Annotated in this window: 23 protein-coding genes and 3 pseudogenes; 24 read left to right on the plus strand and 2 right to left on the minus strand. The window is 47.6% G+C overall.

Features of this window, described 5'->3' with window-relative positions:
* Positions 1-81: 81 nt before the first annotated feature.
* The 3 genes and pseudogenes from AB447_RS16120 to AB447_RS16125 all read left to right on the plus strand — a co-directional run bounded on the left by AB447_RS16120 (position 82) and on the right by AB447_RS16125 (position 1,811).
* Complete coding sequence (locus AB447_RS16120) at positions 82-546, plus strand: hypothetical protein (RefSeq protein ID WP_048355181.1); 465 nt, start codon at positions 82-84, stop codon at positions 544-546.
* 425 nt (positions 547-971) lie between these two features.
* Positions 972-1,214, plus strand: a pseudogene (locus AB447_RS26935) (hypothetical protein); the annotation flags it as partial.
* Positions 1,215-1,454: 240 nt separating this feature from the next.
* Positions 1,455-1,811, plus strand: coding sequence for a winged helix-turn-helix transcriptional regulator (locus AB447_RS16125; RefSeq protein WP_048355180.1), 357 nt, complete (start codon positions 1,455-1,457; stop codon positions 1,809-1,811).
* A gap of 64 nt (positions 1,812-1,875) precedes the next feature.
* Here AB447_RS16125 and AB447_RS16130 read toward each other — a convergent pair whose 3' ends face one another.
* The gene (locus AB447_RS16130; protein WP_048355179.1) at positions 1,876-2,436 is read right to left on the minus strand and encodes an NAD(P)H-dependent oxidoreductase; all 561 of its coding nucleotides are present in this window, start codon (positions 2,434-2,436) and stop codon (positions 1,876-1,878) included.
* Positions 2,437-2,724: 288 nt separating this feature from the next.
* Here AB447_RS16130 and AB447_RS16135 point away from each other — a divergent pair, with 288 nt between their 5' ends.
* The 8 genes from AB447_RS16135 to AB447_RS16170 are packed head-to-tail and all read left to right on the plus strand — an operon-like array spanning position 2,725 to position 12,389.
* Positions 2,725-3,879 carry an acyl-CoA dehydrogenase gene (locus tag AB447_RS16135; protein WP_048355178.1) on the plus strand — a complete coding sequence of 385 codons (1,155 nt, stop codon included), beginning with the start codon at positions 2,725-2,727 and terminating at the stop codon, positions 3,877-3,879.
* A gap of 35 nt (positions 3,880-3,914) precedes the next feature.
* Positions 3,915-5,555 (plus strand): AMP-binding protein, encoded by a 1,641-nt coding sequence (locus AB447_RS16140; RefSeq protein WP_048355177.1) that lies wholly within the window; start codon positions 3,915-3,917, stop codon positions 5,553-5,555.
* Positions 5,556-5,569: 14 nt separating this feature from the next.
* Positions 5,570-6,910, plus strand: coding sequence for an acetyl-CoA carboxylase biotin carboxylase subunit (locus AB447_RS16145; protein ID WP_048355176.1), 1,341 nt, complete (start codon positions 5,570-5,572; stop codon positions 6,908-6,910).
* Between the two features lie 16 nt (positions 6,911-6,926).
* Complete coding sequence (locus tag AB447_RS16150) at positions 6,927-7,139, plus strand: acetyl-CoA carboxylase biotin carboxyl carrier protein subunit (protein ID WP_048355175.1); 213 nt, start codon at positions 6,927-6,929, stop codon at positions 7,137-7,139.
* 17 nt (positions 7,140-7,156) lie between these two features.
* On the plus strand, positions 7,157-8,068 hold the full coding sequence (locus AB447_RS16155; protein ID WP_048355174.1) for a hydroxymethylglutaryl-CoA lyase: 912 nt from the start codon (positions 7,157-7,159) through the stop codon (positions 8,066-8,068).
* A gap of 19 nt (positions 8,069-8,087) precedes the next feature.
* On the plus strand, positions 8,088-8,870 hold the full coding sequence (locus AB447_RS16160) for an enoyl-CoA hydratase (protein ID WP_048355173.1): 783 nt from the start codon (positions 8,088-8,090) through the stop codon (positions 8,868-8,870).
* A gap of 23 nt (positions 8,871-8,893) precedes the next feature.
* A complete protein-coding gene (locus AB447_RS16165; RefSeq protein ID WP_057957660.1) occupies positions 8,894-10,420 on the plus strand; it encodes an acyl-CoA carboxylase subunit beta in 1,527 nt (508 codons plus the stop codon).
* 25 nt (positions 10,421-10,445) lie between these two features.
* Positions 10,446-12,389, plus strand: coding sequence for an AMP-binding protein (locus AB447_RS16170; protein WP_048355172.1), 1,944 nt, complete (start codon positions 10,446-10,448; stop codon positions 12,387-12,389).
* 77 nt (positions 12,390-12,466) lie between these two features.
* On the opposite strand, the gene AB447_RS16175 is transcribed toward AB447_RS16170, so the two are convergent.
* Complete coding sequence (locus AB447_RS16175; RefSeq protein ID WP_048355171.1) at positions 12,467-12,694, minus strand: hypothetical protein; 228 nt, start codon at positions 12,692-12,694, stop codon at positions 12,467-12,469.
* 97 nt (positions 12,695-12,791) lie between these two features.
* Between AB447_RS16175 and AB447_RS16180 the strand changes: the two genes are divergently transcribed.
* The 13 genes and pseudogenes from AB447_RS16180 to AB447_RS16240 all read left to right on the plus strand — a co-directional run bounded on the left by AB447_RS16180 (position 12,792) and on the right by AB447_RS16240 (position 26,324).
* Entirely contained in the window at positions 12,792-13,022 is a 231-nt protein-coding gene (locus AB447_RS16180; protein ID WP_046131453.1) for an excisionase family DNA-binding protein, read from the plus strand.
* 338 nt (positions 13,023-13,360) lie between these two features.
* Positions 13,361-13,783, plus strand: coding sequence for a helical membrane plugin domain-containing protein (locus tag AB447_RS16185; protein WP_046131452.1), 423 nt, complete (start codon positions 13,361-13,363; stop codon positions 13,781-13,783).
* A 42-nt stretch (positions 13,784-13,825) separates the two neighbouring features.
* The gene (locus AB447_RS16190; RefSeq protein ID WP_048355170.1) at positions 13,826-15,004 is read left to right on the plus strand and encodes an NAD(P)/FAD-dependent oxidoreductase; all 1,179 of its coding nucleotides are present in this window, start codon (positions 13,826-13,828) and stop codon (positions 15,002-15,004) included.
* 162 nt (positions 15,005-15,166) lie between these two features.
* Positions 15,167-16,651, plus strand: coding sequence for a D-alanyl-D-alanine carboxypeptidase/D-alanyl-D-alanine endopeptidase (dacB, locus tag AB447_RS16195; protein ID WP_048355169.1), 1,485 nt, complete (start codon positions 15,167-15,169; stop codon positions 16,649-16,651).
* Between the two features lie 276 nt (positions 16,652-16,927).
* On the plus strand, positions 16,928-17,539 hold the full coding sequence (locus tag AB447_RS16200) for a C1q-like domain-containing protein (RefSeq protein WP_057957661.1): 612 nt from the start codon (positions 16,928-16,930) through the stop codon (positions 17,537-17,539).
* Positions 17,540-17,996: 457 nt separating this feature from the next.
* Entirely contained in the window at positions 17,997-18,359 is a 363-nt protein-coding gene (locus AB447_RS16210; protein WP_053071272.1) for a hypothetical protein, read from the plus strand.
* Between the two features lie 274 nt (positions 18,360-18,633).
* A pseudogene (pflB, locus tag AB447_RS16215) lies at positions 18,634-20,858 on the plus strand (formate C-acetyltransferase).
* A 58-nt stretch (positions 20,859-20,916) separates the two neighbouring features.
* The gene (gene pflA / locus AB447_RS16220; protein WP_048355165.1) at positions 20,917-21,684 is read left to right on the plus strand and encodes a pyruvate formate-lyase-activating protein; all 768 of its coding nucleotides are present in this window, start codon (positions 20,917-20,919) and stop codon (positions 21,682-21,684) included.
* Positions 21,685-21,771: 87 nt separating this feature from the next.
* Positions 21,772-22,971 (plus strand): DHH family phosphoesterase, encoded by a 1,200-nt coding sequence (locus AB447_RS16225; RefSeq protein ID WP_048355164.1) that lies wholly within the window; start codon positions 21,772-21,774, stop codon positions 22,969-22,971.
* 131 nt (positions 22,972-23,102) lie between these two features.
* Positions 23,103-24,245: pseudogene (locus AB447_RS16230) on the plus strand (glycoside hydrolase family 10-like protein); the annotation flags it as partial.
* Positions 24,246-24,446: 201 nt separating this feature from the next.
* A complete protein-coding gene (locus AB447_RS26940; RefSeq protein ID WP_231592805.1) occupies positions 24,447-24,920 on the plus strand; it encodes a hypothetical protein in 474 nt (157 codons plus the stop codon).
* A gap of 16 nt (positions 24,921-24,936) precedes the next feature.
* Positions 24,937-25,338, plus strand: a complete 402-nt coding sequence (locus AB447_RS26945) for an erythromycin esterase family protein (RefSeq protein WP_231592806.1) — start codon at positions 24,937-24,939, stop codon at positions 25,336-25,338.
* 122 nt (positions 25,339-25,460) lie between these two features.
* Positions 25,461-26,324, plus strand: a complete 864-nt coding sequence (locus AB447_RS16240) for a RhaT/GlcU family sugar-proton symporter (RefSeq protein ID WP_048355162.1) — start codon at positions 25,461-25,463, stop codon at positions 26,322-26,324.
* Positions 26,325-26,347: the final 23 nt, after the last annotated feature.

A 26,347-nucleotide genomic window follows, 5' to 3' on the forward strand; every position in this document is an offset into this window, starting at 1 on the left:
ATCAAACTGGTTCTTTTCATTCGACAAGTTTAAAAAGTGATTTCACAAGAAATAGTTTATTAATGAGAAGGTGTTTAATTCATGAAAGTTTATTATTGTGATGAATGGTCGGACATCAAGAAACAGCCTTGGAATATTCTTGATGATCGTACCGCATACTTGCATCACCAAAAACATGAACCATATACTGCGGTATTAACCGAAGATGACAAAACCAAGTACATTGTAAATGTAACAAATGAATGGATTTCGGTGGGCTTTTATGATGACCTGACTCGTAAATATTTAAATTATGATTTTGAAGTTATAAGTAACAATAAAATCTTCTTAAGAACAGCAATGTATTGGGAATATGATGATGTAACTGAGGATGAAGTAAGCGGTTTGATTTTAGGCTTTCACGAAGATGGTCACATAGCAATGGAGAAAACAGATTTTAAAACCGGTTCAGTCGAGGAGCGTGAGACTAGCGGCAGTCTGGAGCGAAACTGGGATGTGTTCCCTGCATTTGGTGAATACATACACTTGTGCAGAGAGGAAAGATAATTGAGGATACGGCTATCCAACTAAACATCATATTTCCGAAAGGATATCGGCTTTTTCATCGCTTTACAAATAAGGGAGAACATCATATTAATACATTCCTCATATGTTCAAGATATAATTGGAAAAGTCATTTTGACTGACAAAGAGCTATAGTTTTAGGTACTGAAAAGTTGGATAAGGCATTTCAAAATAAGGGATTTGATATTCCGACAGATACATGACGAAAGGCTGCGAAATTCTTTTTGTCCAGAATAAAACAATACAGAAAACTGATAAAGAAGAATGATATCTACTGATAAAAGACAAACGTAAAATTGCCAGATTATTGTCTGGTTTTATTTATTGACTTTGATGATAAGCAACTGTATTCATTGCTTCCTGAACCGAGGAATTTGCCCCTGCGGGTGGGTGGGGGAGTATAAAGAGATGAAGCATGCGACCATATTAAAACGTACGGGACAAAGCATTCAAAAGCGATCGTCACGGAAAATCCGAAAACGGCAAAAGCCTTTTTCGGCGCCGTGAATGCCGCGGCGCTGTATCACAATGCATCGATCCGCTTCACAGACGGCGGAGCCCTCGCTGAAATCGGAATTTCGACACAAAAGTTCTATGCCCGAGGATCGATGGACGACATTCAAATAGTTCATGACAGGCAACGGCCGTAATCAGAACATTAACGAAGAAGCCCCCGTGTATTTGAACTGCATCCCGATCTAACAATCGGAGGTGCAGTTTTCCTCTGGCTAAATTCCCAAGCATTAAACGATTGCGGGAAGCGCCAGGTGCACTTCAAACTTGGATTCATTTTTACGGAAGCAGCTGCGATTAAAAGCGGTCTTTCTTTACATCCTTTCATTCAGATTAGATAATGATGTAAGAAGTTTCTTCGAAGGAGAGTGTTTGTTATGCGAAGCGAAACCGGAAAAACGTGTGTTCCGACCGGCGTGGACCTCAAGGACACCGGCTTTGGATATACGTTATCCTTAATAAGCGGCAAATATAAAATGATCATTCTTTATTGGCTGTCTGAAAATAAGATTATGCGGCATAATGAGCTGAAGCGAAGCATAGGTACCATTTCCTTCAAAACGCTGAGCATCATGTTAAAAGAGCTCGAGGCAGACGGCCTTATCATACGGAAGGAATTTCCCCAAATACCTCCGAAGGTTGAGTATTCGCTATCTGAACGCGGTCTTTCTCTCGTTCCTTTGTTGAATATGATGTGCGATTGGGGAGAGAAAAACAGGTTGCCGGCCCTTTAGGGCTTCTTTTGTTTAAACCAAAAGAAGTATCTCCCGAACAAAGGAAACACCTCTTTTTTACTTTTTATAGATTGTCAATAAAATCTAAATAATCTTGCGCGCTTTTTTCCAATTCGCCTGCACCTGGTTCATTTTCTTCCTCTTCGTTGCCGCCCGGGCTATTTTCTTTGCCGTAAAATGCAAAGAACGAACGATAATCTGCATTGCAATAAAGGAATGTCGTTTCAAACGGAACCAATATTTGTCCAAGTGTATACCGGTACCTCCCGGTTTCACGATAATCTTCTTTTTTGATTCCGGCAGTTACCCCTAGAGCAACTTTGCGATTCTTGAATTTATCCCCACCATTTGAACCGTAAGCCCATCCATAAGCTAAAACATCATCAAGCCATGTTTTAAGAAGAGGCGGGCAATTAAACCAATGTATAGGGAACTGCAGAACAAGATTGCCATGAGATTCAACCAATTGTTGTTCTGTTTCCACGTCTATGTTTCCATCCGGGTAAACCTTGTACAATTCGTGAACAGTATACTTTTCCGGATATTTTTGAAGTTCGTTTACCCAGCGCTTATTAATGATTGATGTTTCGATGTTTGGGTGTGTAACGATAATAAGAGTTTTCAAAGACTTTCCCTCCTAAAAAGCGTGATTTTATCCTGAGTATAAAATGCAAACTGAAAATATGTAAGTATGCACTTTTAGTACAGGTACTTTCATAAAGGTAAGTATCAACGCTAATCTTTTATATCAAGGTGCAGTGATTGCCTGTACAATGGGCTCAAGCTCAATGTTCAAACGGGACAATCTTGCCTGTCCGAAAACTGCTGGCATGAAAGACGCACTTTTTCAATATAATGTTAACAAAGTTCTGCTGCTCAAGGATTTTGACGATCCAAAAAAGGGGGGCATCTGATGGATTTTGAATTGACCAGAGAACAGAAAATGGTTCGCGAACTTGTCAGAGACTTTGCAAAACAGGAAATCGCGCCGCATGCCGAACACGTTGACAAAACGGGGGAATTTCCGCTTAAAACCTTCAAGAAAATGGGGGAGCTCGGCCTTTTCGGGATTCCGTTTCCGGAAGACTACGGCGGATCGGGAGGGGATACGATTTCATACGCACTTGCTGTCGAAGAAATCGGCAGGGCGTGCGGCAGCACTGGACTAAGCTATGCGGCGGCCGTGTCGCTCGGCGCTTCGCCGATCTACTACTTTGGCACGGAGAAACAAAAGAAAACATATCTCGTACCGCTTGCCTCAGGCAAAGCGCTTGGAGCGTTCGGACTGACAGAGCCAAATGCCGGGTCTGATGCCGGAGGCACACAGACAAGAGCGCGCGAGGACGGCAGCGACTATGTGATCAACGGCGAAAAATGCTGGATTACAAACGCGGGGTTTGCCCGTACAGTCATCGTCACAGCAGTGACAGGCAAAGATAAACACGGGAAGAATATCATTTCAGCCATTATTGTCCCGACGGACACAGAAGGGCTCACCATTAAAAGTGAATACGACAAAATGGGCGTGCGCGGCTCCAATACGTCACAGCTTATATTGGAGAATGTCCGCGTTCCGAAGGAAAACCTGCTGGGCAGTCCTGAGAAAGGGTTTAAACAATTCCTCACAACGCTTGACGGAGGAAGGATTTCGATCGGCGCTCTTGCAGTCGGAATCGCCCAAGGCGCATTTGACGCCTCATTGGGATATGTCAACGATCGAAAGCAATTCGGGCGCCCGCTTTCTTCCTTTCAGGCGATTCAGTTCAAGCTTGCAGATATGGCCCTGGAAATCGAGCTCGCCCGCAATATGGTGCTGAAGGCTGCCTGGCTGAAAGATCAAGCACGCCCGTTTACGAAAGAAGCCGCTTTCGCCAAGCTGTTTGCTTCAGAAATGGCGATGAGGGTGTGCAATCAGGCGATTCAAATCCACGGCGGATACGGCTATATGAGAGAGTACGGTGTGGAGCGTATGCTGCGGGATGCAAAACTGATGGAAATCGGTGAAGGAACATCAGAGATTCAGCGGCTGGTCATCGCCAGACAGCTCGGCATGCAAAAAAACGCCTAAAAATGAAAACGCTTACTGAAAGGAGAGGGAATTGATTGGCAGAGCGGATTCATTTGACGATCGGTAAGCTGTTGGAGAAAACGGCGGAACATGCGCCTGAACACGAAGCCGTCGTCTATCCCGACCGCGGCCTCCGCTATACGTATCTGGAATTTGACAGGCTATGCCGGCATACGGCAAAAGGGCTGATGGCTCTCGGCATTCAAAAAGGCGAACACATTGCGATCTGGGCTTCGAATACACCGGAATGGCTGACCGCACAATTTGCCGCCGCAAAAATCGGGGCCGTACTTGTCACAGTCAATACGAATTATCAATCAGCAGAGCTCGAATATGTGCTCAAACAATCGGATGCGACCACGCTTATTTTAATGGAGTCTTACCGGGACACCTCTTATATTGATATTCTTTACGAACTGCTTCCTGAATTAAAAGATTCAAAGCCCGGAAGACTCACATCTGGCAGACTGCCTTTTTTAAAACATATTATCGTTCTCGGGAAGGCGAGGCATCCCGGCATGCACCTTTGGGATGACATGCTGGAAAAAGCCGCATCGGTCGGCGAAAAAGAGCTTGAAGAAAGAATGGATAGCCTTTGTGAACACGATGTGATCAACATGCAGTACACATCAGGCACGACGGGTTTTCCGAAAGGGGTCATGCTGACCCATTACAACCTGGTAAACAATGCGGCCAATATTGCGGAATGCATGAATTTAACGGCTCAAGACCGGATGTGCATCCCCGTGCCTTTTTTTCACTGCTTTGGCTGTGTGCTCGGGAATTTGGCATGCGTTTCTGCCGGTGCCACGATGGTTCCCGTTCAGGAATTCCGCCCGAAAGAGGTGCTCCGGGCTGTTGAAGCCGAGAAATGCACCGCGCTTCACGGCGTTCCGACGATGTTTATCGCCGAGATAAACGATGAAGATTTTGCGTCGTATGATCTATCTTCCTTAAGAACGGGGATCATGGCAGGATCAAACTGTCCGACTGAAGTCATGAAAGCGGTCATGGATAACATGGGGATTACGGAGATCACGATCGCCTATGGTCAGACAGAATCGTCACCCGTCATTACCCAGACAAGGGTCAATGATTCGCTCAAACGCAGGGTAGAAACAGTAGGGAGAGCCCTTCCGGACATCGAAGTGAAAATCATCGATCCTGACACATTGCAAGAGGTGGAAAGGGGAAGACAGGGAGAGCTGTGTACGCGAGGGTATCATGTCATGAAAGGCTATTATAAAAATCCGCAGGCAACAGCGGCAGTCATCGATGATGACGGATTTCTCCATACCGGCGATTTGGCTGTCATGGATGATGACGGCTACTGCAGGATTACGGGCCGGTTAAAAGATATGATCATCAGAGGCGGCGAAAACATTTATCCGAGAGAAATCGAAGAGTTTTTATACAGGCACCCGAAGATTCTCGACGTCCAGGTTGTCGGGGTGCCTGACGAAACGTTCGGTGAAGAAGTGTCGGCATGGGTCAGGCTAAAAAGCGGAGAATGTGCAACAGCTGAAGAGCTGCGGGAATATTGCAAAGGAAAAATTGCCCGCTATAAAGTTCCCCGCTATATTGCGTTCGTAGATGAATTTCCGATGACGGCGTCGGGGAAGGTGCAAAAATTCAGATTGAGAGAACAGGCGCTGAAAGCTTTTAAATTGTCATGAAAGGGGGAGCTTTTTTGTTTAAAAAACTGCTGATCGCCAACCGCGGGGAAATTGCGCTTAGGATCATCCGCACGTGCAAACGGCTCGGCATCCAAACGGCTGCCGTGTACTCTGAAGCCGATATGGAGTCCTTGCATGTGAAAGCCGCCGATGAAGCGTGGCTGATCGGCAAACCGCGCGTCAGCGAAAGCTATTTAAATATCGATAAAATCATCGAAACGGCAAAGCAGGCAGGTGTGGACGCCATCCATCCGGGATACGGCCTGCTTTCGGAAAACAGCCGGTTTGCCGAAAGGTGCAGAGAAGAGAACATCACGTTTATCGGGCCTTCCCCGGAAGTCATCGCCAAAATGGGAGACAAAATCGAAGCGAGGAAAGCGATGGAAAAAGCTCGCGTTCCGGTCGTGCCCGGAACAACGAACAGCCTGTCAGGTCTAAAAGAAGCCCTCTGCACAGCGGAGGAGATCGGCTATCCCGTCATGCTGAAAGCCTCATTCGGCGGAGGCGGCATCGGAATGCAGCTCATCCGAAATGAAGACGATTTGAAAAAAGCATATGAAGGAAACAAAAAGAGGGCAGCCGATTTTTTCGGGGACGGCACTATGTATATCGAAAGGTTTCTCGAACGCGCCCGCCATATCGAAATTCAAATCTTAACAGACGAATACGGAAATGCTGTATACCTCTGGGAGAGGGACTGTTCGATTCAAAGGCGGCAGCAAAAAATCATCGAAGAAGCCCCGGCCCCTCTATTGGATGAAAGCATGAGGACGAAGCTCGGTGAAGCCGCAGTCAAGGCAGCGCTTTCGATCGGCTATGCGAATGCGGGAACAATCGAGTTTTTAGTAGATGAAAAGAATGACTTTTATTTTCTGGAAATGAACACCCGCCTCCAGGTCGAACATCCGGTTACAGAAGAAATTACCGGGCTCGACCTTGTCAAAGAGCAGATTCATATCGCCAAAGGCAACACCCTTTCGTTTTCACAGGAAGATGTTAAACGGAACGGCCACGCTATCGAAGTCAGAATTTACGCTGAAGATCCGCAAACGTTTTTTCCGTCGCCGGGCCGCATTACAGACCTTCAATTGCCGGAGCATCCGAACGTACGCCACGAGTGTGCTGTATCATCAGGCACGGCGGTCACCCCGTATTACGATCCGATGATCGCGAAGATGATTGTGAAAGGAAAAAACCGGGACGAAGCCATCCGCATCTTAACCGGGGCGCTCTCACAATACAAAGTAAAAGGAATCAAAACAAACATTCCGCTGCTTGAGGACATCGTACGCTCTTCCGCGTTTCAAAAAGGCGGGGTGCACACCGATTTTATCCAGCAGCATCTATTGAAATAAAAAAGGAGGCGCTTTTATGAACACAGTTGTCATCAATATGGCGGGCAATATATGGAAGATTTTAGTTAAGCCGGGCGATGCAATCGAAAAAGGACAGGAAGTCGCCATTTTAGAGTCGATGAAAATGGAAATCCCGATTGTTGCGGAAACGGACGGCACCGTAAAAGAGATCAAAATGAGCGAAGGCGATTTTGCTGACGAAGGTGAAGTATTATTAGAACTTCAATAGCGTTTGGGGGAAAAGACATGAACATTCCGCAAAACATCCGCATCAAGGAAGTCGGACCGCGGGACGGTCTGCAAAATGAACAGGTCGTGCTTTCAGCCGGAGATAAAATCGCCTGGATCGACATGCTCTCCGAGACAGGACTTTCCTATATTGAAATCACATCGTTCGTTCACCCTAAATGGATTCCCTCACTTGCCGACGCGCTGGAGGTTGCAAAAGGAATTAAACGAAAACACGGCGTCACGTATGCGGCGCTCGTTCCGAATGCGAAAGGGCTTGAACGGGCTCTGGAAGGAGACATCGACGAAGCGGCCGTATTCATGTCGGCAAGCGAAACCCACAACATGAAAAATATCAACAAATCGATCGATGAGACGCTTCCCGTCCTGAAAGAGGTCACAACGGAAGCCGCCAAGGCCAAGCGTACTGCAAGGGCCTACCTGTCCGTTGCCTTTGGCTGTCCTTATGAGAAAACGGTTCCGCTCGACCGAATCATCCGCATCGTTGATACGCTGTTCGACATGGAGATTTGCGAGCTTTCTCTCGGGGACACGATCGGCGCCGCCAATCCCGTACAGGTGGAGCTCATGCTGGAAGCGCTGCTGAAACGCTTTCCGAAAGAAAAAATCGCCCTCCACTTTCATGATACACGCGGGATGGCGCTCGCCAACATGCTGACGGCCATGAACATGGGGATTACAGCCTTTGACGGGGCGTGCGGCGGATTGGGCGGCTGTCCCTATGCCCCGGGTTCCTCCGGAAATGCGGCAACAGACGACCTCATTTATATGTGCGCCCAAATGGGGATCGAGACCGGCGTTGATTTGGGTAAGCTCCTTGCGGCAGCGAGATGGATCGAAGAAAAAACGGAAATGAAGCTTCCGAGCCGGAATTTGCAGGCTGCCAAATCAACCGGCATTATTTCATAAAGGAAAGAGGGAGACGATCGTGGAGCCTAATATTTTATCCTCCGTTCAGCAAGGCAAGATCGCCGTTTTAACGCTGAACAGGCCGCATTCCGCAAATTCGCTGTCGCTTGCGCTGCTCGGCGAGCTGCGCGGCCTTCTTAGAGACATCAAATCCGATCCGGCCATCCGCTGCGTCATCATCACGGGAAAAGGAGACAGGACGTTTTGCGCGGGTGCTGATTTAAAGGAACGGGCGAGAATGAACCGCGCTGAAGCGAAACAGGCTGTATGCCTGATCCAAAGCGTGATCCATGAAATAGAAGCCTTGCCTCAGCCGGTCATCGCCTCTCTAAACGGCAGCGCCTTAGGCGGCGGGCTTGAACTCGCCTTGGCGTGCGACATCAGAGTCGCCGCAGACCACATCGAAGCCGGCCTGCCCGAAACGACGCTGGCGATTATACCCGGAGCGGGCGGAACCCAGCGGCTTCCCCGTTTAATCGGCCGGGGAAAAGCGAAAGAACTGATCTACACGGGACGCCGCATCAGCGCTCAGACCGCCCGTGACATCGGCCTTGTCGAACACGTGGTTCCATTATCAGAGCTGAAAGAAAGAACCGAAGACATCGCGCAAACGATCGCGGCAAACGGTCCCGTCGCCGTCAGGCAGGCAAAGCTGGCTATTAATAAAGGGATTGAGACGGACATCGAAACAGGGCTTGCCATCGAACAACAGGCGTACGAAGCGACGATTCCGACGAACGACCGGACAGAAGGGCTTAAAGCATTTGCAGAAAAGCGGAAACCCGAATACACGGGAGAATAAAAGGAAACGGGGGACTAACGCCGATGGCGAATGAAAAACTGAATCACCGAATCGAAAAGATCATGGAAGGCGGAGCGCAAAAATACCATGACGCAAACGTGAAAAAAGGCAAAATGTTTGTCAGGGACCGCCTGAAGCTGCTGCTTGACGAAGGGCTCGATGTCGAGGACGCTTTTTTCGCCAATTGTCTGTCTGAAGGGCTTCCTGCGGACGGGGTTGTCACCGGAATCGGCAAAATCGGCGGACAAACCGTTTGCGTCATGGCCAACGATTCGACCGTCAAAGCAGGGTCGTGGGGAGCCCGAACCGTCGAAAAAATCATCCGCATTCAGGAAACGGCCGAAAAATTACATTGTCCGCTTTTTTATCTGGTCGACTCCGCCGGAGCGAGGATCACCGACCAAGTCGACATGTTTCCCGGCAGAAGGGGAGCGGGGCGGATTTTTTACAACCAGGTCAAATTATCCGGGCGCATCCCGCAAATCTGTCTGTTGTTCGGGCCTTCTGCTGCTGGAGGCGCCTACATTCCGGCCTTCTGCGATATCGTCATCATGGTTGACGGAAACGCCTCGATGTATTTAGGATCGCCCCGAATGGCGAAAATGGTGATCGGCGAAAACGTGACGCTTGAAGAAATGGGCGGAGCGAGAATGCATTGCACTGTATCGGGCTGCGGTGATATCCTGGCCGAATCGGAAGAAGAAGCGATTCTTTCAGCGCGCCGCTACCTGTCCTACTTTCCGGCAAACTACGCAGAAAAAGCGCCAGTTACCGATGCAAGGCCCGCCAAACGATTTGAGAAACCTTTGGAAGACATCATTCCGCAAAACCAAAACTCCCCGTTTGACATGATGGATCTCATTCTCCGGGTGATTGACGAGGATTCGTTTTTCGAAATAAAAAAATGGTTTGCACCCGAGCTGATCACCGGGCTGGCAAGGCTTGACGGACTGCCTGTCGGCATCATTGCCAACCAGCCGCGCATGAAAGGCGGCGTTCTTTTCCACGATTCGGCAGACAAAGCGGCAAAATTCATCAATTTATGCGACGCCTTTAACATCCCGCTGCTGTTTCTGGCCGACATACCGGGATTTATGATCGGAACAAAAGTCGAGCGGGCGGGGATTATCCGGCATGGCGCGAAAATGATTTCGGCGATGTCAGAAGCAACCGTACCGAAATTATCCGTCATCGTCAGAAAGGCGTATGGCGCAGGTTTGTACGCGATGGCGGGCCCGGCCTTTGAGCCTGACTGCTGCCTTGCGATGCCGACGGCGCAAATTGCCGTCATGGGTCCGGAAGCCGCGGTAAATGCCGTCTATGCCAATAAAATAGCAGAGCTTCCTGAAGAGGAGCGGGCCGCATTCATTGCCAAAAAGCGCGAAGAGTATCAAAAAGACATCGATATTTACCGTCTGGCTTCAGAAATGATCGTCGACGGAATTGTGCCTGCAGGATCTTTACGGGAAGAACTCGGCAAACGGCTCAGCGCCTACATGTCAAAATATATGACGTTTACCCAACGGAAGCACCCGGTCTATCCTGTCTGATTGAGGAGAAGAAAGGAGAACGATGATGACTGAAAAAGCGGTTTGGCAGCCTGATCCGGAATTTATCAAATCAACCCGGCTGTTTCAATGGATGAAGTCGCTCGGCTTTTCAGACTATGCCGATTTTTTGAAAGCGAGCACAGACGATATCGCCTGGTTTTGGGAGGAAGCTGAAAAAGCTCTCGGCATCTCCTGGTTTCACAGGTACGATCAGACATTAAACACGGACGGAGGCATCAAGTGGCCGAAATGGTTTTCCGGCGGCCGCTTAAATGCCGTATACGATGCAGTCGAAAAATGGGCCGGCCAAAAAGAAACAGCCGAAAAAACGGCCATCATTTGGGAAAGAGAAGACGGGAGAACAGGGCATCTCTCATTTTCCTCATTGCATGAAAAAATCGCGCGTGCGGCCCAAGGCTTTAAACATCAGGGCATCTCGAAAGGGGATGTGATCGCGATTTACATGCCGATGATCCCCGAGGCGGTCATCGCCATGATGGCGGCCGCTAAAATCGGAGCGATATTTTCGCCGATTTTTTCAGGCTACGGAGCCCATGCGGCAGCTGCGAGATTGCGCGCCGCAGAGGCAAAAATGCTCGTCACCGCCAACGCGTTTAAAAGAAGGGGAAACGTGGTCGACATGAAAAAAGAAGCGGATGAGGCCGCAAACTGTTCTCCTTCCGTCGAAAAAGTCGTCGTCTGCCGCCTCCACGATACTGCTTCGCCTTGGAACGAAACAAGGGACGTGGATTGGGACGAATTGATGAAACAGGAACCGTATGAAAAGACGGAAGAGATGGAGAGTTCTGAAACACTGATGGTCCTTTACACATCAGGTACGACAGGGCAGCCGAAAGGCGCCGTTCATACCCATTCCGGTTTTCCGATTAAAGCAGCGTTTGATGCCGGCTTCGGCATGGATGTCCAGCATGGTGACCGTTTTTTCTGGTATACGGATATGGGGTGGATGATGGGGCCGTTTTTACTATTCGGCGGTCTCATCAACGGAGCTGCCGTTTTATTATACGACGGAGCCCCGGATTTCCCTGAGCCTGATAGACTATGGGAGCTCGTCAGCAGGCACCGCGTCACGCACCTCGGCATCTCCCCGACCCTGATCCGCACCATGATGCTATATGGCGAAGATTTTCGGAAAGCGCATAATCTGGACAGCCTGAAAGCCATCGGTTCAACGGGCGAGCCGTGGAACTATGAACCGTGGATGTGGCTTTTCCGCCATGCCGGAAAAGGGAAGCTGCCGATTTTTAATTATTCGGGCGGAACGGAAATCGCCGGCGGGATCTTAGGCAATGTACCGATTTTGCCGATCACGCCGATGACCTTTAACTCGCCTCTGCCGGGGATGGCCGCCAATGTCTACAATGAACATGGGGCCGAAACCGTCGGCGAAGTCGGGGAACTTGTCCTGACAAAGCCTTGGGTCGGAATGACAAACGGCTTTTGGAAGGAGCCTGACAGATATGAAAAAGCTTACTGGAGCCGCTGGACTGATGTGTGGGTGCACGGCGACTGGGCAATGAAGGATGGGGAAGGGTACTGGACGATCAGCGGCCGTTCGGATGATGTCATCAATGTTGCCGGCAAAAGGATCGGACCGGCGGAAATCGAAACGGTTTTCGTCAGCCATCCGGCTGTGGCTGAAGCCGGGGCGATCGGGGTTCCCGATAATCTGAAAGGCCAGGCTGTCGTCTGCTTCGCGGTTTTAAGAGGAGATGTGCGCCCTTCGGAAAAATTGAAAGCCGATTTATTGACATTCGCAGCCGAAACGCTAGGAAAGGCGGTCAAGCCAAAAGCGGTGTATTTCGTCAGCGATCTGCCGAAGACAAGAAATGCAAAAGTGATGAGAAGGCTCATTCGGGCGGCTTATTTAAACGAACCTTCAGGCGATTTGTCGATGCTTGAAAACCCTCAAGCCTACCATGAAATCGCCCGGCTTTCCGGCCTTTAAAATCTGTAGTATACTTCAAAAGGACAAAAAGAAGAAGGATCAATTCCTTCCTCTTTTATTTTGATCACCAGTAGGGGCTACATACGGACAATGACCGATCCGCCGCCGCCCGATGTGCAGACGCGGTTTTGCTGTTCCTCAATGGAACGCAGCAGCTGATTGTTGCTTTCCATCAGCTTGATCAGCAATGCCATTTGATCCTCAAGGCTTTTCAGTCTTTCAGTCATCTGCTGCGGGCTTTGACCCGGCGGCAGATGTGAGGCAGCGGGCGGGTAATGCGTTTCAGAATTCCATTTTGAATACATAGTAAATGTGCCTCCATCATCTAAACTTATGTACCTTATTTTATGAACGCTAAAATCGCATTGTTCGCCTAATTTGGACGAAAAGGAGCAGAGGAAGATGTATGTAACGATAAAAGAAACAGCAGAATACTTGTCGCTGTCAGAGGCCTATATTGAACAGCTCATCAGGGAAAAGAAGATCAGAGCCGTTCACGACGGGCGGCAATTTTTAATCAACAAAGAACAATTCAGCACACATTTGGAACAGATGGAAAAATATAAAGAACTCGTCGAAGCGATCCTCAATGAACCGATCCCGGAAGATCCGGATGTAAAGGACGAAGATTAGTACACCGTAAAAACGTTATGTAAACTAAATCTGATAAATAAGTCACAATTCAGGAAATGAAAGGGATGAAAAAAGTCGCTTTAAACAAGTTTTAGACGATTTTATCTCATTTCCTAAACAATCGCGTTCATTTTTTGTTCAAAAAATGTTATTATTTAATAGTAAAATATACATCGTGTTTTGAGATTGCAAGTTTTTCAGTTCCATTGCTGAAAAAGCAAGACAAACACACTTGGCAGTTCTTCTTTGCGGATTTGTTTGTGCATAAATTCACAAACCGAAACCAAAAAACTGCCTTCAAAAAATAGCACATTGCTTATTGTAAAGGAGAATTGGTTATGCCGGAAACAATCGATCAAACAAACGAATCTGTTAGTCAAAGCCAACGTGATCTTATTGATCAGCTGTTAAAGCCTGAAGTGCAGGAGTCTTTGACTGTCCTAGTCGACCAGCTTCCAAAGCTGACTGAACTGGTGAACATTTTGACGAAGTCTTATGATTTCGCGCAATCCGTAGCAACTGATGAAGTATTAAAAAGCGATACTGTAGGTGCCATTACAGAAATTCTTGAGCCGGTAAAAGATACGGTGAAAGAAGTAGCGGCGACAGCGATTGAAGCTAAAGACCGCGCCGATGAAAGCAACGAGGTGATCGGACTGTTCGGCCTCTTAAGAATGCTGAAAGATCCGCAGGCTCAAAAACTGTTCCGCTTTGTCCAAAGCTACCTGCAAATCATGTCAGAACGCGAAAAACAAAAATAAACACCTTCAGAATATATTTAGAATAAGGACGGAGGATTCATGATGTCAAAACATATTGTCATTCTAGGCGCTGGTTACGGCGGTTTACTTTCTGCTTTAACAGTGCGCAAACATTACAGTAAAGAAGAAGCAAAAGTTACGGTGGTCAACCAATACCCGACTCACCAAATCATTACGGAACTGCACCGTCTTGCGGCAGGAAACGTATCAGAACAAGCGATCGCAATGCCGCTTACAAAGCTTTTCAAAGGAAAAGACATCGACCTTAAAATTGCAAAAGTGAACTCTTTTTCCGTTGATAAAAAAGAAGTGGCTCTATCAGACGGCACAACGTTAACATACGATGCACTCGTTGTCGGCCTTGGTTCTGTAACGGCTTACTTCGGCATTCCTGGCCTTGAAGAAAACAGCATGGTACTGAAATCCGCAAACGACGCGAACAAAATCTTTAAGCATGTTGAAGAACGCGTGCGCGAATACTCTATAACAAAAAATGAAGCTGATGCAACGATCCTGATCGGCGGCGGCGGTTTAACAGGCGTTGAGCTTGTCGGCGAGCTTGCTGACATCATGCCGAACCTTACGAAAAAATACGGCGTAGACCCTAAAGAAATCAAATTGAAACTGGTTGAAGCAGGTCCGAAAATCCTTCCTGTTCTTCCGGACGATCTTATCGAACGCGCGACTGCAAGCCTTGAAAAACGCGGCGTTGAATTTTTAACAGGCCTTCCTGTCACAAATGTAGAAGGTAATGTCATTGATCTGAAAGACGGATCAAAAGTGGTTGCCAACACATTTGTTTGGACCGGCGGCGTACAAGGAAACCCGCTTGTCGGCGAATCAGGTCTTGAAGTCAACCGCGGACGCGCGACTGTAAACGAATTCCTTCAGTCTACATCACATGAAGACGTGTTCGTTGCCGGAGACAGCGCCGTTGTCTTTGGTCCAGACGGCCGTCCATACCCGCCGACAGCGCAAATTGCATGGCAAATGGGCGAACTGATCGGATACAACCTGTATGCATACTTAGAAAACAAATCATTGGAAACGTTCAGCCCTGTTAACTCAGGTACGCTTGCAAGCCTTGGCCGCAAAGACGCGGTTGCTATCATCGGCGCCAACTCAACAGCCTTGAAAGGTCTGCCTGCTTCCCTGATGAAAGAAGCGAGCAATGTCCGCTACCTAAGCCACATTAAAGGTCTGTTCAGTCTCGCATACTGATAAAATTCCAACGCTACTTATAGTGTAAACGATAAGTAGCGTTTTTTTATGCCCTAAATTTGACGGGAAAATGAAATATTTTGAAATTTGGCCCTTAAAAAAAGTATATCCGGCCCCTTTTTGCAATAAAGTATTAAAACATGCCTAAAGGGGAGGACATACATGAACAAGACCATTAAGATCAGCTTGTGCATCATGATGATTGCCGTATTGGCGCTCTTCTCCCGCCTCAATCCGGAAGAGCCCGCCGCCGTTGCTGCAGAAAATAAAGACGGGCTGTCCGCTGAGCTTGACCGGCTTTTAAAAGAAGAGCCCGCCTTGCAGGGGGCGCTTGCCGGAATCAGTGTCAGATCCGCCGAAACCGGAGAAGTCGTCTACAATCATATGGGGGACGTCCGGCTGAGGCCCGCATCGAGCCTCAAGCTTCTGACAGCTGCAGCTTCGCTTTCTGTGCTTGGCGGGGATTATACGTTTGCGACAGAGGTGCTGGCTGACGGTACGGTGAAAGGGAAAACCTTGAAAGGAAACCTCTATATAAAAGGGAAAGGGGATCCTACGCTGCTCCCGGCCGATTTTGATCAGATGGCAGAAGATCTCAGCCAAAAAGGGATTACGCGCATTCGCGGAAATCTGATCGGGGATGATTCCTGGTATGATGATGTCCGCTATTCGCCTGACGTATCCTGGAGCGATGAACATACATATTACGGCGCACAGATTTCCGCTCTTACCGCGTCGCCGAATGAAGACTATGATGCCGGCACGGTCATCGTCGACGTCAATCCCGGCCGAAAAAGCGGCGGCAAACCGGCGGTGACGGTCTCCCCGAAAACGGAGTATGTAAAGATTGCCAATCATGCCAAAACCGTACCGGCCAACGGGAAAAAAGACATCACAATCGAACGGGAACACGGCACAAATACGATCCAAATCAAAGGAACGATTCCAAAGGAAGCATCAAAAGTCAGAGAATGGGTCGCGGTTTGGGAGCCGGCGGGCTATGCGCTAGATTTGTTTAAACAGGCGCTCGACCGGCAAGGCATTCAAGTGCTTGGAAAAGTAAAAACCGCAAGCACCCCGAATAACGCTCGCCGCATCATAGTCCACCGATCGATGCCGCTTTCGGAACTGATCGTGCCTTTTATGAAACTCAGCAACAACGGCCATGCCGAAACGCTGGTCAAGGAAATGGGGAAGACGGTCAAAAAAGAAGGCAGCTGGGAGAAAGGGCTTGAGGTTTTACATAAGAAGCTTCCCGATTTTTTAGTCGATCCGGACAACGTCCTTCTGAGAGACGGTTCAGGCATCTCCCATATCAATCTCATCACCGCGCATCAGATCACAAGCCTGCTGTATTCCGTACAGGATAAACCATGGTTTTCCTCTTATCTTCGTTCACTGCCCGTTTCCGGTGAAAGCGACAGAATGGTTGGGGGAACATTGCGCAACCGGATGAAAAAACCAGAGCTCAAAGGCAAAGTCAAGGCAAAAACGGGCTCTCTTTCGACAGTCAGTTCATTATCCGGCTATGTCGAAACGAAAAGCGGGAAAACGTTGATTTTCTCAATTATCTTAAACCAGCTGCTGGATGAAGAAAAAGGAAAAGAGATCGAAGACAAGATCGCTGAACGATTGGCCGGCCAATAACAGCAGCTTCCCTTGCTCCTGGGCTGTTCCGGGACAGCCCCGATTTTTTTCAAAAGTTATAAAGAAGGCCCTTCTAAGGGCTTTTTTCCATTTCTACAGCATTATAAGATTCGTGTCTCCTTTTGAATCCGCAAAGCGAAAAGTGAAAGATCATTAATTTTCCTCGTCCCCGGCAAATACCGTTTCTATTAATAGTAAATATTCATATGATTTAAATATTAATGTGCAAGTCGAAATCTATAGTCATCATCAATAGATGTAAAAGGAGGGCGACGTATGCCGCTGCATAAAAAAATCAAAAAACAAAAGGAGGAAAATCTCAGGAAGCCTCTGTTGGCGTCAACGGCAACACCGGGGACAAATCTATTGAAAGGAAGGGCAGCTAGATCAATTCAGCAAAGCCAACAAAATCAACTTAATGAAGTGTTACCGACAGGAGGTGCAGCAGACCCGCCATCAGCATTCAGGGCTAGTAGAGGTGGACCTCAACCTTTAACTATATCTGCAACAACGGAAGTCATATATAATATAGAAGAATTGGATCTGCTTGAGGAGTATAATACTGCTACAGGGGACTTTATCGCACAGCAGGCAGGTTTATATTCGTTCAATGCAAGTATTTTCTTTGTCCCAGAAACAGACGGAATACCGTTTTTCGTGAGTCTATATATACGAAGAAATGGTGGCATCGAAGCCGCAACAGAGGCTGCTAATACAGGCAATGGAAGGATTTCAGTGGTACCAAGTGTCTCTGCTGTCCTTCAGTTACAAGCAGGAGATTTAGTAGACGTAGCCGCTACAACCAGTATAGACGGAGAAATTAGCCCTTTACCGGTTTATGCACCTTATACACGTTTTGAAGGAGTCTTTATACCTGAAGCGGAATAAAACGTTTAAATGAAGATCGCGAATGAAATAGGCCCTTCTCAAATTGGGAAGAGCTATTTCATTTCTTCGGCCTGCAACATCCAAAAATGTAACGAGGTTTGTGTTTCACTTTACATCCACGACATGAAAAAGCTGAAATTTGTGCAATGGATTTTCCCTTTTGTACTTCGGTTTCTTGATCTTTTAAAAAGGGCAGCCGCTTAATAAACCACACAGAGCTCGCGGGTAAAACGGGACGTTTCCTATAAAATTCTATAATATTGAATCCGGGAAATTAGCGTTAAAAGCGGGAAATACCAGCCATCATCCTCTTATATTTTTGAGAAACAAGCCAATTTTTAAGGGAGTAATGCCTTATTCATCGGGCTGGTAATGAATGATATAATGGCCAATATTCACTAAAAAAGGAGGCGTAATCATGAATCGCAGCAAAATCGGGGCCGTATTGTTCACTGCAATGTGCACGCTTTTATTGCCGTTTTCTACTGCGTTTGCAAGCGGCGCACAAACCGCAGGAGCCGGCGAATGGGACAAGCTCGGCACGTATACCTATATTTACTCCAGCAAGCCGGTCTATTCCAGCGGAGGAGATTTTAGAGTCTGCCTGTCTTCAAGCGCCGGCTTTTCCTTGACAATTCATCTTTATGAAGATGATCCAGGGAGCAATCAAGACGAATACGTCGGGGCAAACTATTTTTCTCCCGGTGAATGTCATACTTTTAAGAATATTGGTAAATTTGTAGATGGAGATAATCGTAAGGCAGAATTCTATGCTTACGATTACTCCGGCAAATATGTGACCGTTACGTTTTATGATTGATTTTAGATGACCCCGCTGCTCTTTGAGTCGGCGGTTTTTTTGTCTCTTTTGTTTTATATAACAGTTAAATAAAAACTTTTTATTATTATACTACAGATTTGATTGTTGAGTTTTCCTCCATAGCTCGTCATCTTCAATTTGTGTATGTTCTGAGAACTTTGTTCATAACTTCACATATTGTGTGACTTTTTTCACATTCAAAACTGTTCTACCCAACATAAGATAAAAATGTAGTATCTGTTATACAAATCGAATGATAAAAGAGGTGGATGACATGGAACAATGGAAAGGCTTCACTACGAATGTATGGCAAAAAGAAGTGAACGTGCGAGATTTCATTTTGAACAACTTTCAGCCCTATGAAGGTGACGAATCGTTTCTGCAGCCTCCAACCAAAGCAACAACCGCATTGTGGGATCAAGTGATGGAATTGTCGAAAAAAGAGCGCGAAAACGGCGGGGTTCTCGATATGGATACGGAAATCGTATCAACGATTACCTCACACGGCCCGGGGTATCTGAATCAAGACCTGGAGAAAGTTGTCGGCGTTCAGACAGATGCGCCGTTTAAGCGTTCTCTTCAGCCTTTCGGCGGAATCCGCATGGCAAAGCAGGCCTGTGAGTCTTACGGTTTTGAATTAGATCAGGAAGTAGAACGAATTTTTACCGATTACCGGAAAACTCACAACCAGGGTGTATTTGACGCGTACACAGATGAAATGAAGCTTGCCCGTAAAGTCGGCATCATTACCGGGCTACCGGATGCATACGGACGCGGCCGGATCATCGGGACTACCGGCGGGTCGCTCTTTACGGCGTCGATTTCTTAATCAATGAAAAGAAAAAAGATGCGGCCGCCACTTCAAAGCTCATGACTGAAGAAAACATCAGGCTGCGTGAAGAGCTGACCGAGCAGATTCGGGCCCTGCACGAATTGAAAGAAATGGCAGCCCGATACGGCTTCGATATTTCAGAGCCGGCTTCAAACGCAAAGGAAGCGTTTCAATGGCTGTACTTTGCATATTTAGCTGCCATCAAAGAACAAAACGGAGCGGCGATGAGCCTAGGCCGCGTCTCGACTTTCCTGGATATTTACATTGACAGGGATTTGCAGAACGGGGTACTGACGGAGCAGGAAGCTCAAGAACTTGTCGACCATTTCGTCATGAAGCTGCGCTTAGTCAAATTCGCCCGCACCCCGGATTACAACGAATTGTTCAGCGGCGACCCGACGTGGGTAACCGAATCAATCGGCGGAATAGCTCATGACGGACGTCCTCTTGTCACGAAGAACTCTTTCCGTTTTCTTCACACGCTCGATAATCTGGGGCCTGCACCCGAACCGAACTTAACCGTGCTTTGGTCTGTCAGACTGCCTGAACGCTTTAAACAATATTGTGCAAGCATGTCCATTAAAACGAGCTCGATCCAGTATGAAAACGATGACATAATGCGTCCCGAATACGGCGATGATTACGGGATCGCATGCTGTGTATCGGCGATGGCAATCGGCAAACAAATGCAGTTTTTCGGGGCACGCGCCAACTTGGCGAAAGCGCTTCTATACGCGATTAACGGCGGAAAAGACGAAAAGCATAAGGTTCAAGTCGGACCGGAAATGCCGCCTGTCACATCAGACGTTCTGGAGTACGACGAAGTGATGCATAAGTTTGATCAAACGATGGAATGGCTTGCAGGGCTGTATATTAACACGCTGAATGTGATCCATTACATGCACGACAAATACTCCTATGAACGAATCGAAATGGCGCTTCATGACACCGATATTCTCCGTACAATGGCAACAGGCATCGCAGGATTGAGCGTTGTGGCCGATTCGTTAAGCGCTATCAAACATGCAAAAGTAAAAGTGATCCGGGATGAAAACGGCATCGCCGTTGATTTTGAAACAGAAGGCGATTTCCCTAAATACGGAAACAACGATGACCGCGTGGACAAGATTGCTGTCGAGATTGTTGAAACATTTATGAAGAAGCTGCGCAAACATCAAACATACCGCCAGTCGCTTCCGACGATGTCCATCTTAACGATTACATCAAACGTCGTCTACGGGAAGAAAACGGGAAATACGCCTGACGGCCGCCGGGCAGGAGAACCGTTTGCCCCTGGAGCAAATCCGATGCACGGACGCGACACAAAAGGTACGCTTGCTTCCCTTTCATCGGTCGCAAAACTGCCTTACAGCTATGCGATGGACGGAATTTCGAATACGTTCTCGATCATTCCGAAAGCTCTCGGCAAAGACGATGCAAGCCGGGCCGTCCATTTAGCGAGCATACTTGACGGATATGCCAAAAAAGCGGGGCATCACTTAAATGTCAACGTATTCAACAGGGAAACCTTGCTTGATGCGATGGAGCACCCGGAAGAGTATCCGCAGTTAACCATTCGCGTATCTGGCTATGCCGTCAACTTCATTAAGCTGACAAAAGAACAGCAATTGGACGTGATCAGCCGTACGTTCCACGAAACAATGTAACTTAAAATAAGGCGGGGCGCCCTTTTACGCTCCGCTCCCATCACAAGGGGGGATCTTCATGATGAACGGACGCATCCATTCGATTGAAACATTCGGTACCGTCGATGGTCCAGGGATTCGATATGTCGTTTTTATGCAAGGGTGTTTATTGCGCTGCCAATTTTGTCATAATGCAGATACATGGGAAATCGGAGCGGGACGGGAAATATCCGTTTCCGAAATCGTCGATGACGTTCTCTCATACCTCCCGTATATGGCGTCTTCCGGCGGCGGGATCACGGTCAGCGGAGGAGAACCGCTTTTGCAGCTTCCCTTTTTGACAGAACTGTTCAAGGCGTGCAAACAACGCGGCATTCATACGGCGCTCGATTCTTCAGGGGGATGTTATTCAAAAGCACCGGCGTTTCAGGAACAGATCAGCGAATTGATGCAATATACGGATCTTGTTTTGCTCGATCTTAAACAAATCAATCGCAAAAAGCATCTGGAACTAACCGGAATGCCGAATGACCACATCCTCGATTTCGCGAAATTTCTCAGCGAACGTCGTATCCCTGTCTGGATTCGCCACGTTCTCGTTCCGGGGGTTACGGATATTGACGAAGATTTAAACGAACTCGGAACGTTTATCGGCGGACTTTCGAATGTCGAAAAGGTGGAGGTTCTCCCATATCATAAACTCGGCGTCTATAAGTGGGAAGCGCTCGGCCTTGAGTACCCTTTAAAAGGAATCGAACCCCCTGCTGAAGAACGGGTTGAACATGCATACAAATGCTTAACCGCTCATATCAACCGCAGGCAGCCGTTTACCGAAACGCTTGCATAAAAGCGTTCGTTTTTTATAATAGTAAAACAGATGTGAGACACATACGTCGAACGGCAATACAATTTAAAAAGCAGGGTGGACAGCATAATGTATCATTTGTATTCTCATAACGACTTAGACGGAGTCGGATGCGGAATCGTCGCAAAGACGGCCTTCGGCGAACAGGTGGAGGTTCGCTACAATTCGGTCACAGGACTGGATATCCAAGTCGAAAGATTTTTAGATCGGGCGAAAGACAAGCGAAAACAGGGCGGCTTGTTCATCACGGATTTATCCGTCCATCAGGAAAATGAAAACAAGCTGAATGAATACGCCGAAGCTGGCGGAAAGGTCAAACTCATCGACCATCATAAAACAGCGCTTCATTTGAACGAACACCCGTGGGGCCTTGTGAAAGTCGAATATGAAGACGGAAGGCTCGCATCGGCCACTTCTCTTTTTTATGAATATTTAGCAGAGAACGGCCTGATCGAGAAAACGAAAGCGATGGACCAATTTGTCGAGCTCGTCCGGCTTTATGATACATGGGAATGGGAGGAAGCGGGCGTTCTTGAGGCGAAGCGGCTGAACGACTTGTTTTTCATGGTGTCCATTGACGAATTTGAAGAAAAAATGATCCGGCGCCTGAAAGAAAATGACGAATTTTCCTTTGACGAATTCGAGGAAAAGATCCTCGATATGGAAGAAGAGAAGATTGAACGGTACATTCGCAGGAAAAGGCGGGAAATCGTGCAGACCTTCATTCAAGGGCATTGCGTCGGAATCGTCCATGCCGAAAGCTACCATTCAGAGGTCGGCAACGAACTCGGAAAAGAATTTCCCCATCTTGACTACATCGCCATTTTAAATATGGGCGGCAAAAAGGTGAGCCTCCGGACCATTCATGATGAAACCGACGTCTCTGAAATCGCCGGCGCTTTCGGCGGTGGGGGCCATGCTAAAGCAGCCGGCTGCCCGTTGACAGACGAAGCGTTCAGGCTGTTCGTGCAAGAGCCATTTCCGGTGGAACCGATCAAAGCAGATGCTTTCAAAAACATATATAACTTGAAAGAATCTGAATCCGGCTCCCTTTATGAAAACAGGGAAGAAGACCAATTTTACCTCTTTTCGGCTGAAAACGGCTGGAGCATTCAATTAAACGGGGTCACACAGAACGAAACATTCGCTTCGTTTGAAGAGGCGGAGCGGTTTATCAAAAGAAATTATGCGGCATGGCTGGTTCGGGATGAGACGTTTGTCCGATTTCTGATGCAGCGTGTCAAAGAGCATCTCAATACGACAGGCTAAGGCACAAAAATGTCTTAGCCTGTCATCGTTATCATGTACAAAACCGCCTTTTTGACATATAATAACAGAAAGTTCTGATTTTTCAAAAAGGGAGGATGCTCATGAACATGAGTTCTGAAAACTGCCAAGCAAGGGAATTCAGGGCGGTATGGATCGCCACAGTCACAAACATCGACTGGCCTTCGCGAAAGGGCCTTACCGTGGAACAGCAAAAAGAGGAGTACTTGAAGCTCTTGAATGATGTGACAGAGATGGGCATGAACGCAGTCGTCGTTCAAATCAAACCGACGGCCGACGCTTTTTATCCTTCTGCATACGGACCATGGTCAGAGTATTTAACAGGCATTCAGGGAAAAGACCCCGGATACGACCCGCTCGCCTTTTTGCTTGAAGAAACGCACCGAAAGAACCTCGAATTCCATGCATGGTTTAACCCTTATCGGATCACGATGAATCATACCGATTTGAACAGGCTCGCGGCAGATCATCCGGCGAGAAAGCACCCGGAATGGGTCGTCCGTTACGGCAAACAGTTGTTTTACAATCCCGGCATTCCCGAAGCACAGGACTTTATCGTCGAAGGGATCGAAGAAGTCGTCAAAAACTATGATATTGACGCCGTTCACATGGACGACTATTTTTATCCGTATAAAATAGCCGGAGAGGAATTCCCTGATTCTGATACGTATGAGAAATACGGCAAAGACCGTTTCGCGGACATTGAAGATTGGCGGCGGGACAATGTCAACCAGCTCGTCAAACAGATCAACGACGCCATCAAAAAAGAAAAACCGGCCGTCAAATTCGGCATCAGTCCGTTCGGCGTCTGGCGGAACAAAGCGGAGGATCCTACAGGCTCAAATACAACCGCCGGAATGACCAACTATGACGACCTTTATGCGGATACGAGAGAATGGATTCAAAAAGGGTATATCGATTATATCGCTCCGCAAATCTATTGGAGCATCGGCTTTGCCCCCGCGTCCTACGACATTCTGGTTGCCTGGTGGAAGAATGAAGTGGCCAATCGCCCCGTGCATTTATACATTGGACAAGCGGCCTATAAAATCAACAACAATTCTGATCCGGCCTGGTCAGACCCTGAAGAATACCCGGGACAGATCGCCTTAAACCGCGCCTCGAATGTTTTAGGAAGCATCCATTTCAGCCTGAAGGATCTAAACCGCAACCCGCTCGGCATCAAAGACAGGCTGACGGGTGATCTGTACCACACTCCCGCGCTGATTCCCGGCATGCCGTGGCTAGAGACTTCCAAAAACTGAACGGAAACGGAGAGGAATCAAGACCCCGTCCGGCGAATTAGAGATAAGGAACAAAAAAGCCGGAGCTGATAGAAATATGGATCACATCACTTCTGAAATCAGGGATCACAGCATCGATATAGGGGGGTGAAGATGAATATCATTTTGACTCCTTACAACCGATTTTGAAAAACAAAAGATTTGTATTTCTCAGTGAAAGCGGACATTGCGTCAAAGAATACATCATGGCTAAAATCAGCCTCATCCGCTTCCTTCATCGGGAGTTGGGATTCGATCGGGAAGGTCTGGCACAACCGGTTTGTCCTCGAATTGTTCCGCGAGCTGAAGGAATCAGAAGGGCTTCACTTAACAGGTATTGACGTCCAACAGAGCAGGAGAAAGCACTTTTCCTCCTTTTTGGAGAGGTATTTGACAGGACGGATCAGGCAGCAGTACATCGACTCTGACCGCCTTGCAAATGAACTGCTTGACAAGAATGGGATATTCAAATGGCGCTTTCGAAAAACGGTCGAAGAAACCGCCAAAATGGGAAAAGAATTAATCGAAGGACTTGAAAAACAAACGTTTCCTTCGGTAATGCTGCATAAGGTCGTGATGCAGACGATTGAGAACAGGCTGAATTACGTCAAGGCCAACTTTCAAAAAAAGCTTCTCCAAATTGTTTGAATACCGGGACGAATTAATGGCAAAAAACCTGGAATTTTTATCGACGCACATCTATCCCGGCGACAAGTTCGTCATTTGGGCGCACAACCTTCATATCAAAAAACAGAGCAGTGCCAACCGTTTGTCCCGGTACCGCTCATTTGCCGAGAATCTCCCGCCATTGATGAAAGAAAAGAGTTTTGTGATCGGGTTGTATGCAAAAGAAGGAAGGATGGGAGACTACAGCGGCCGCGATTATCCGATAAAAAAAATGAGTCACAAGCATATGGAATGGCTGCTCAGCCATTCGCCTTATCAAAATTCGTTTGTGCGCTGCAGCCATGAATGGGGACAGAAAAAGGAGACGGCCTGCGCACATCGTTTGTCCCGGCACGGCAATATGACGGGATTTTATTCTTCAAAAACGTGCATCCGGTAACAAAGAACGAACAAGTGAAATAAGCATTCCCGAATTCTAAAATCCGGGATTTTTTTGTATTAAAAATCGCGTTTGCAGTAAACCTTAATAGATAAAGACAAAAAAAGAAAGGTTTACATGACATGGATATTTTCTTAGCCATTTTACCCGCCATCTTTTGGGGCAGCATCGTATTGTTTAACGTCAAATTAGGCGGAGGACCATACAGCCAAGTGCTCGGAACGACAATCGGTGCATTGATTTTTTCGATCGGTGTCTATTTTTTCGTCCAACCTGACTTATCGCCGCGCATTTTTGCAGTCGGTATCATTTCAGGCGTATTTTGGGCGCTTGGCCAGGTGAACCAGCTGAAAAGCATTAAGCTGATCGGCGTTTCAAAAACGATGCCGATCTCAACCGGACTTCAACTCGTATCCACCTCCTTATTCGGCGTCCTCGTGTTTCGCGAATGGGCGACGACTGTCTCGATCGTTCTCGGCGTGCTGGCGCTGATTTTCATCATCGTCGGCGTCGTGTTGACGTCATTGGAAGACCGCCGGGGCAAGGACAACCATGAGGAAAAAAACGGAGACATGAAAAAAGGGATCGTGATCCTGCTCATTTCGACGTTAGGTTACCTTGTGTATGTGGTTGTGGCGCGGTTCTTTCATGTCAGCGGCTGGGCCGCTCTTTTTCCTCAAGCCATCGGGATGGTGGCAGGAGGATTGCTTTTCACATTCAGGCACCATCCCTTTAATTTCTACGTAATCAAAAACATTATTCCCGGTTTAGTCTGGGCGGCGGGAAATTTGTTTTTATTCATTTCTCAGCCGCGGGTCGGCGTGGCGACAAGCTTTTCATTATCGCAAATGGGGATCATCATTTCCACGCTCGGCGGAATTATCATCCTCGGCGAAAAAAAGACAAAGCGCCAGATGGTCGGGATCGTCATCGGGATCATCCTGATCGTCATTGCCGGCGTAATGTTAGGAATCGCAAAGGCATAAAAAGGACGGCGACCGGCCGTCCT

It is taken from the genome of Bacillus glycinifermentans, assembly GCF_001042475.2.
In the GTDB taxonomy this organism is placed as follows: Bacteria; Bacillota; Bacilli; order Bacillales; family Bacillaceae; genus Bacillus; species Bacillus glycinifermentans.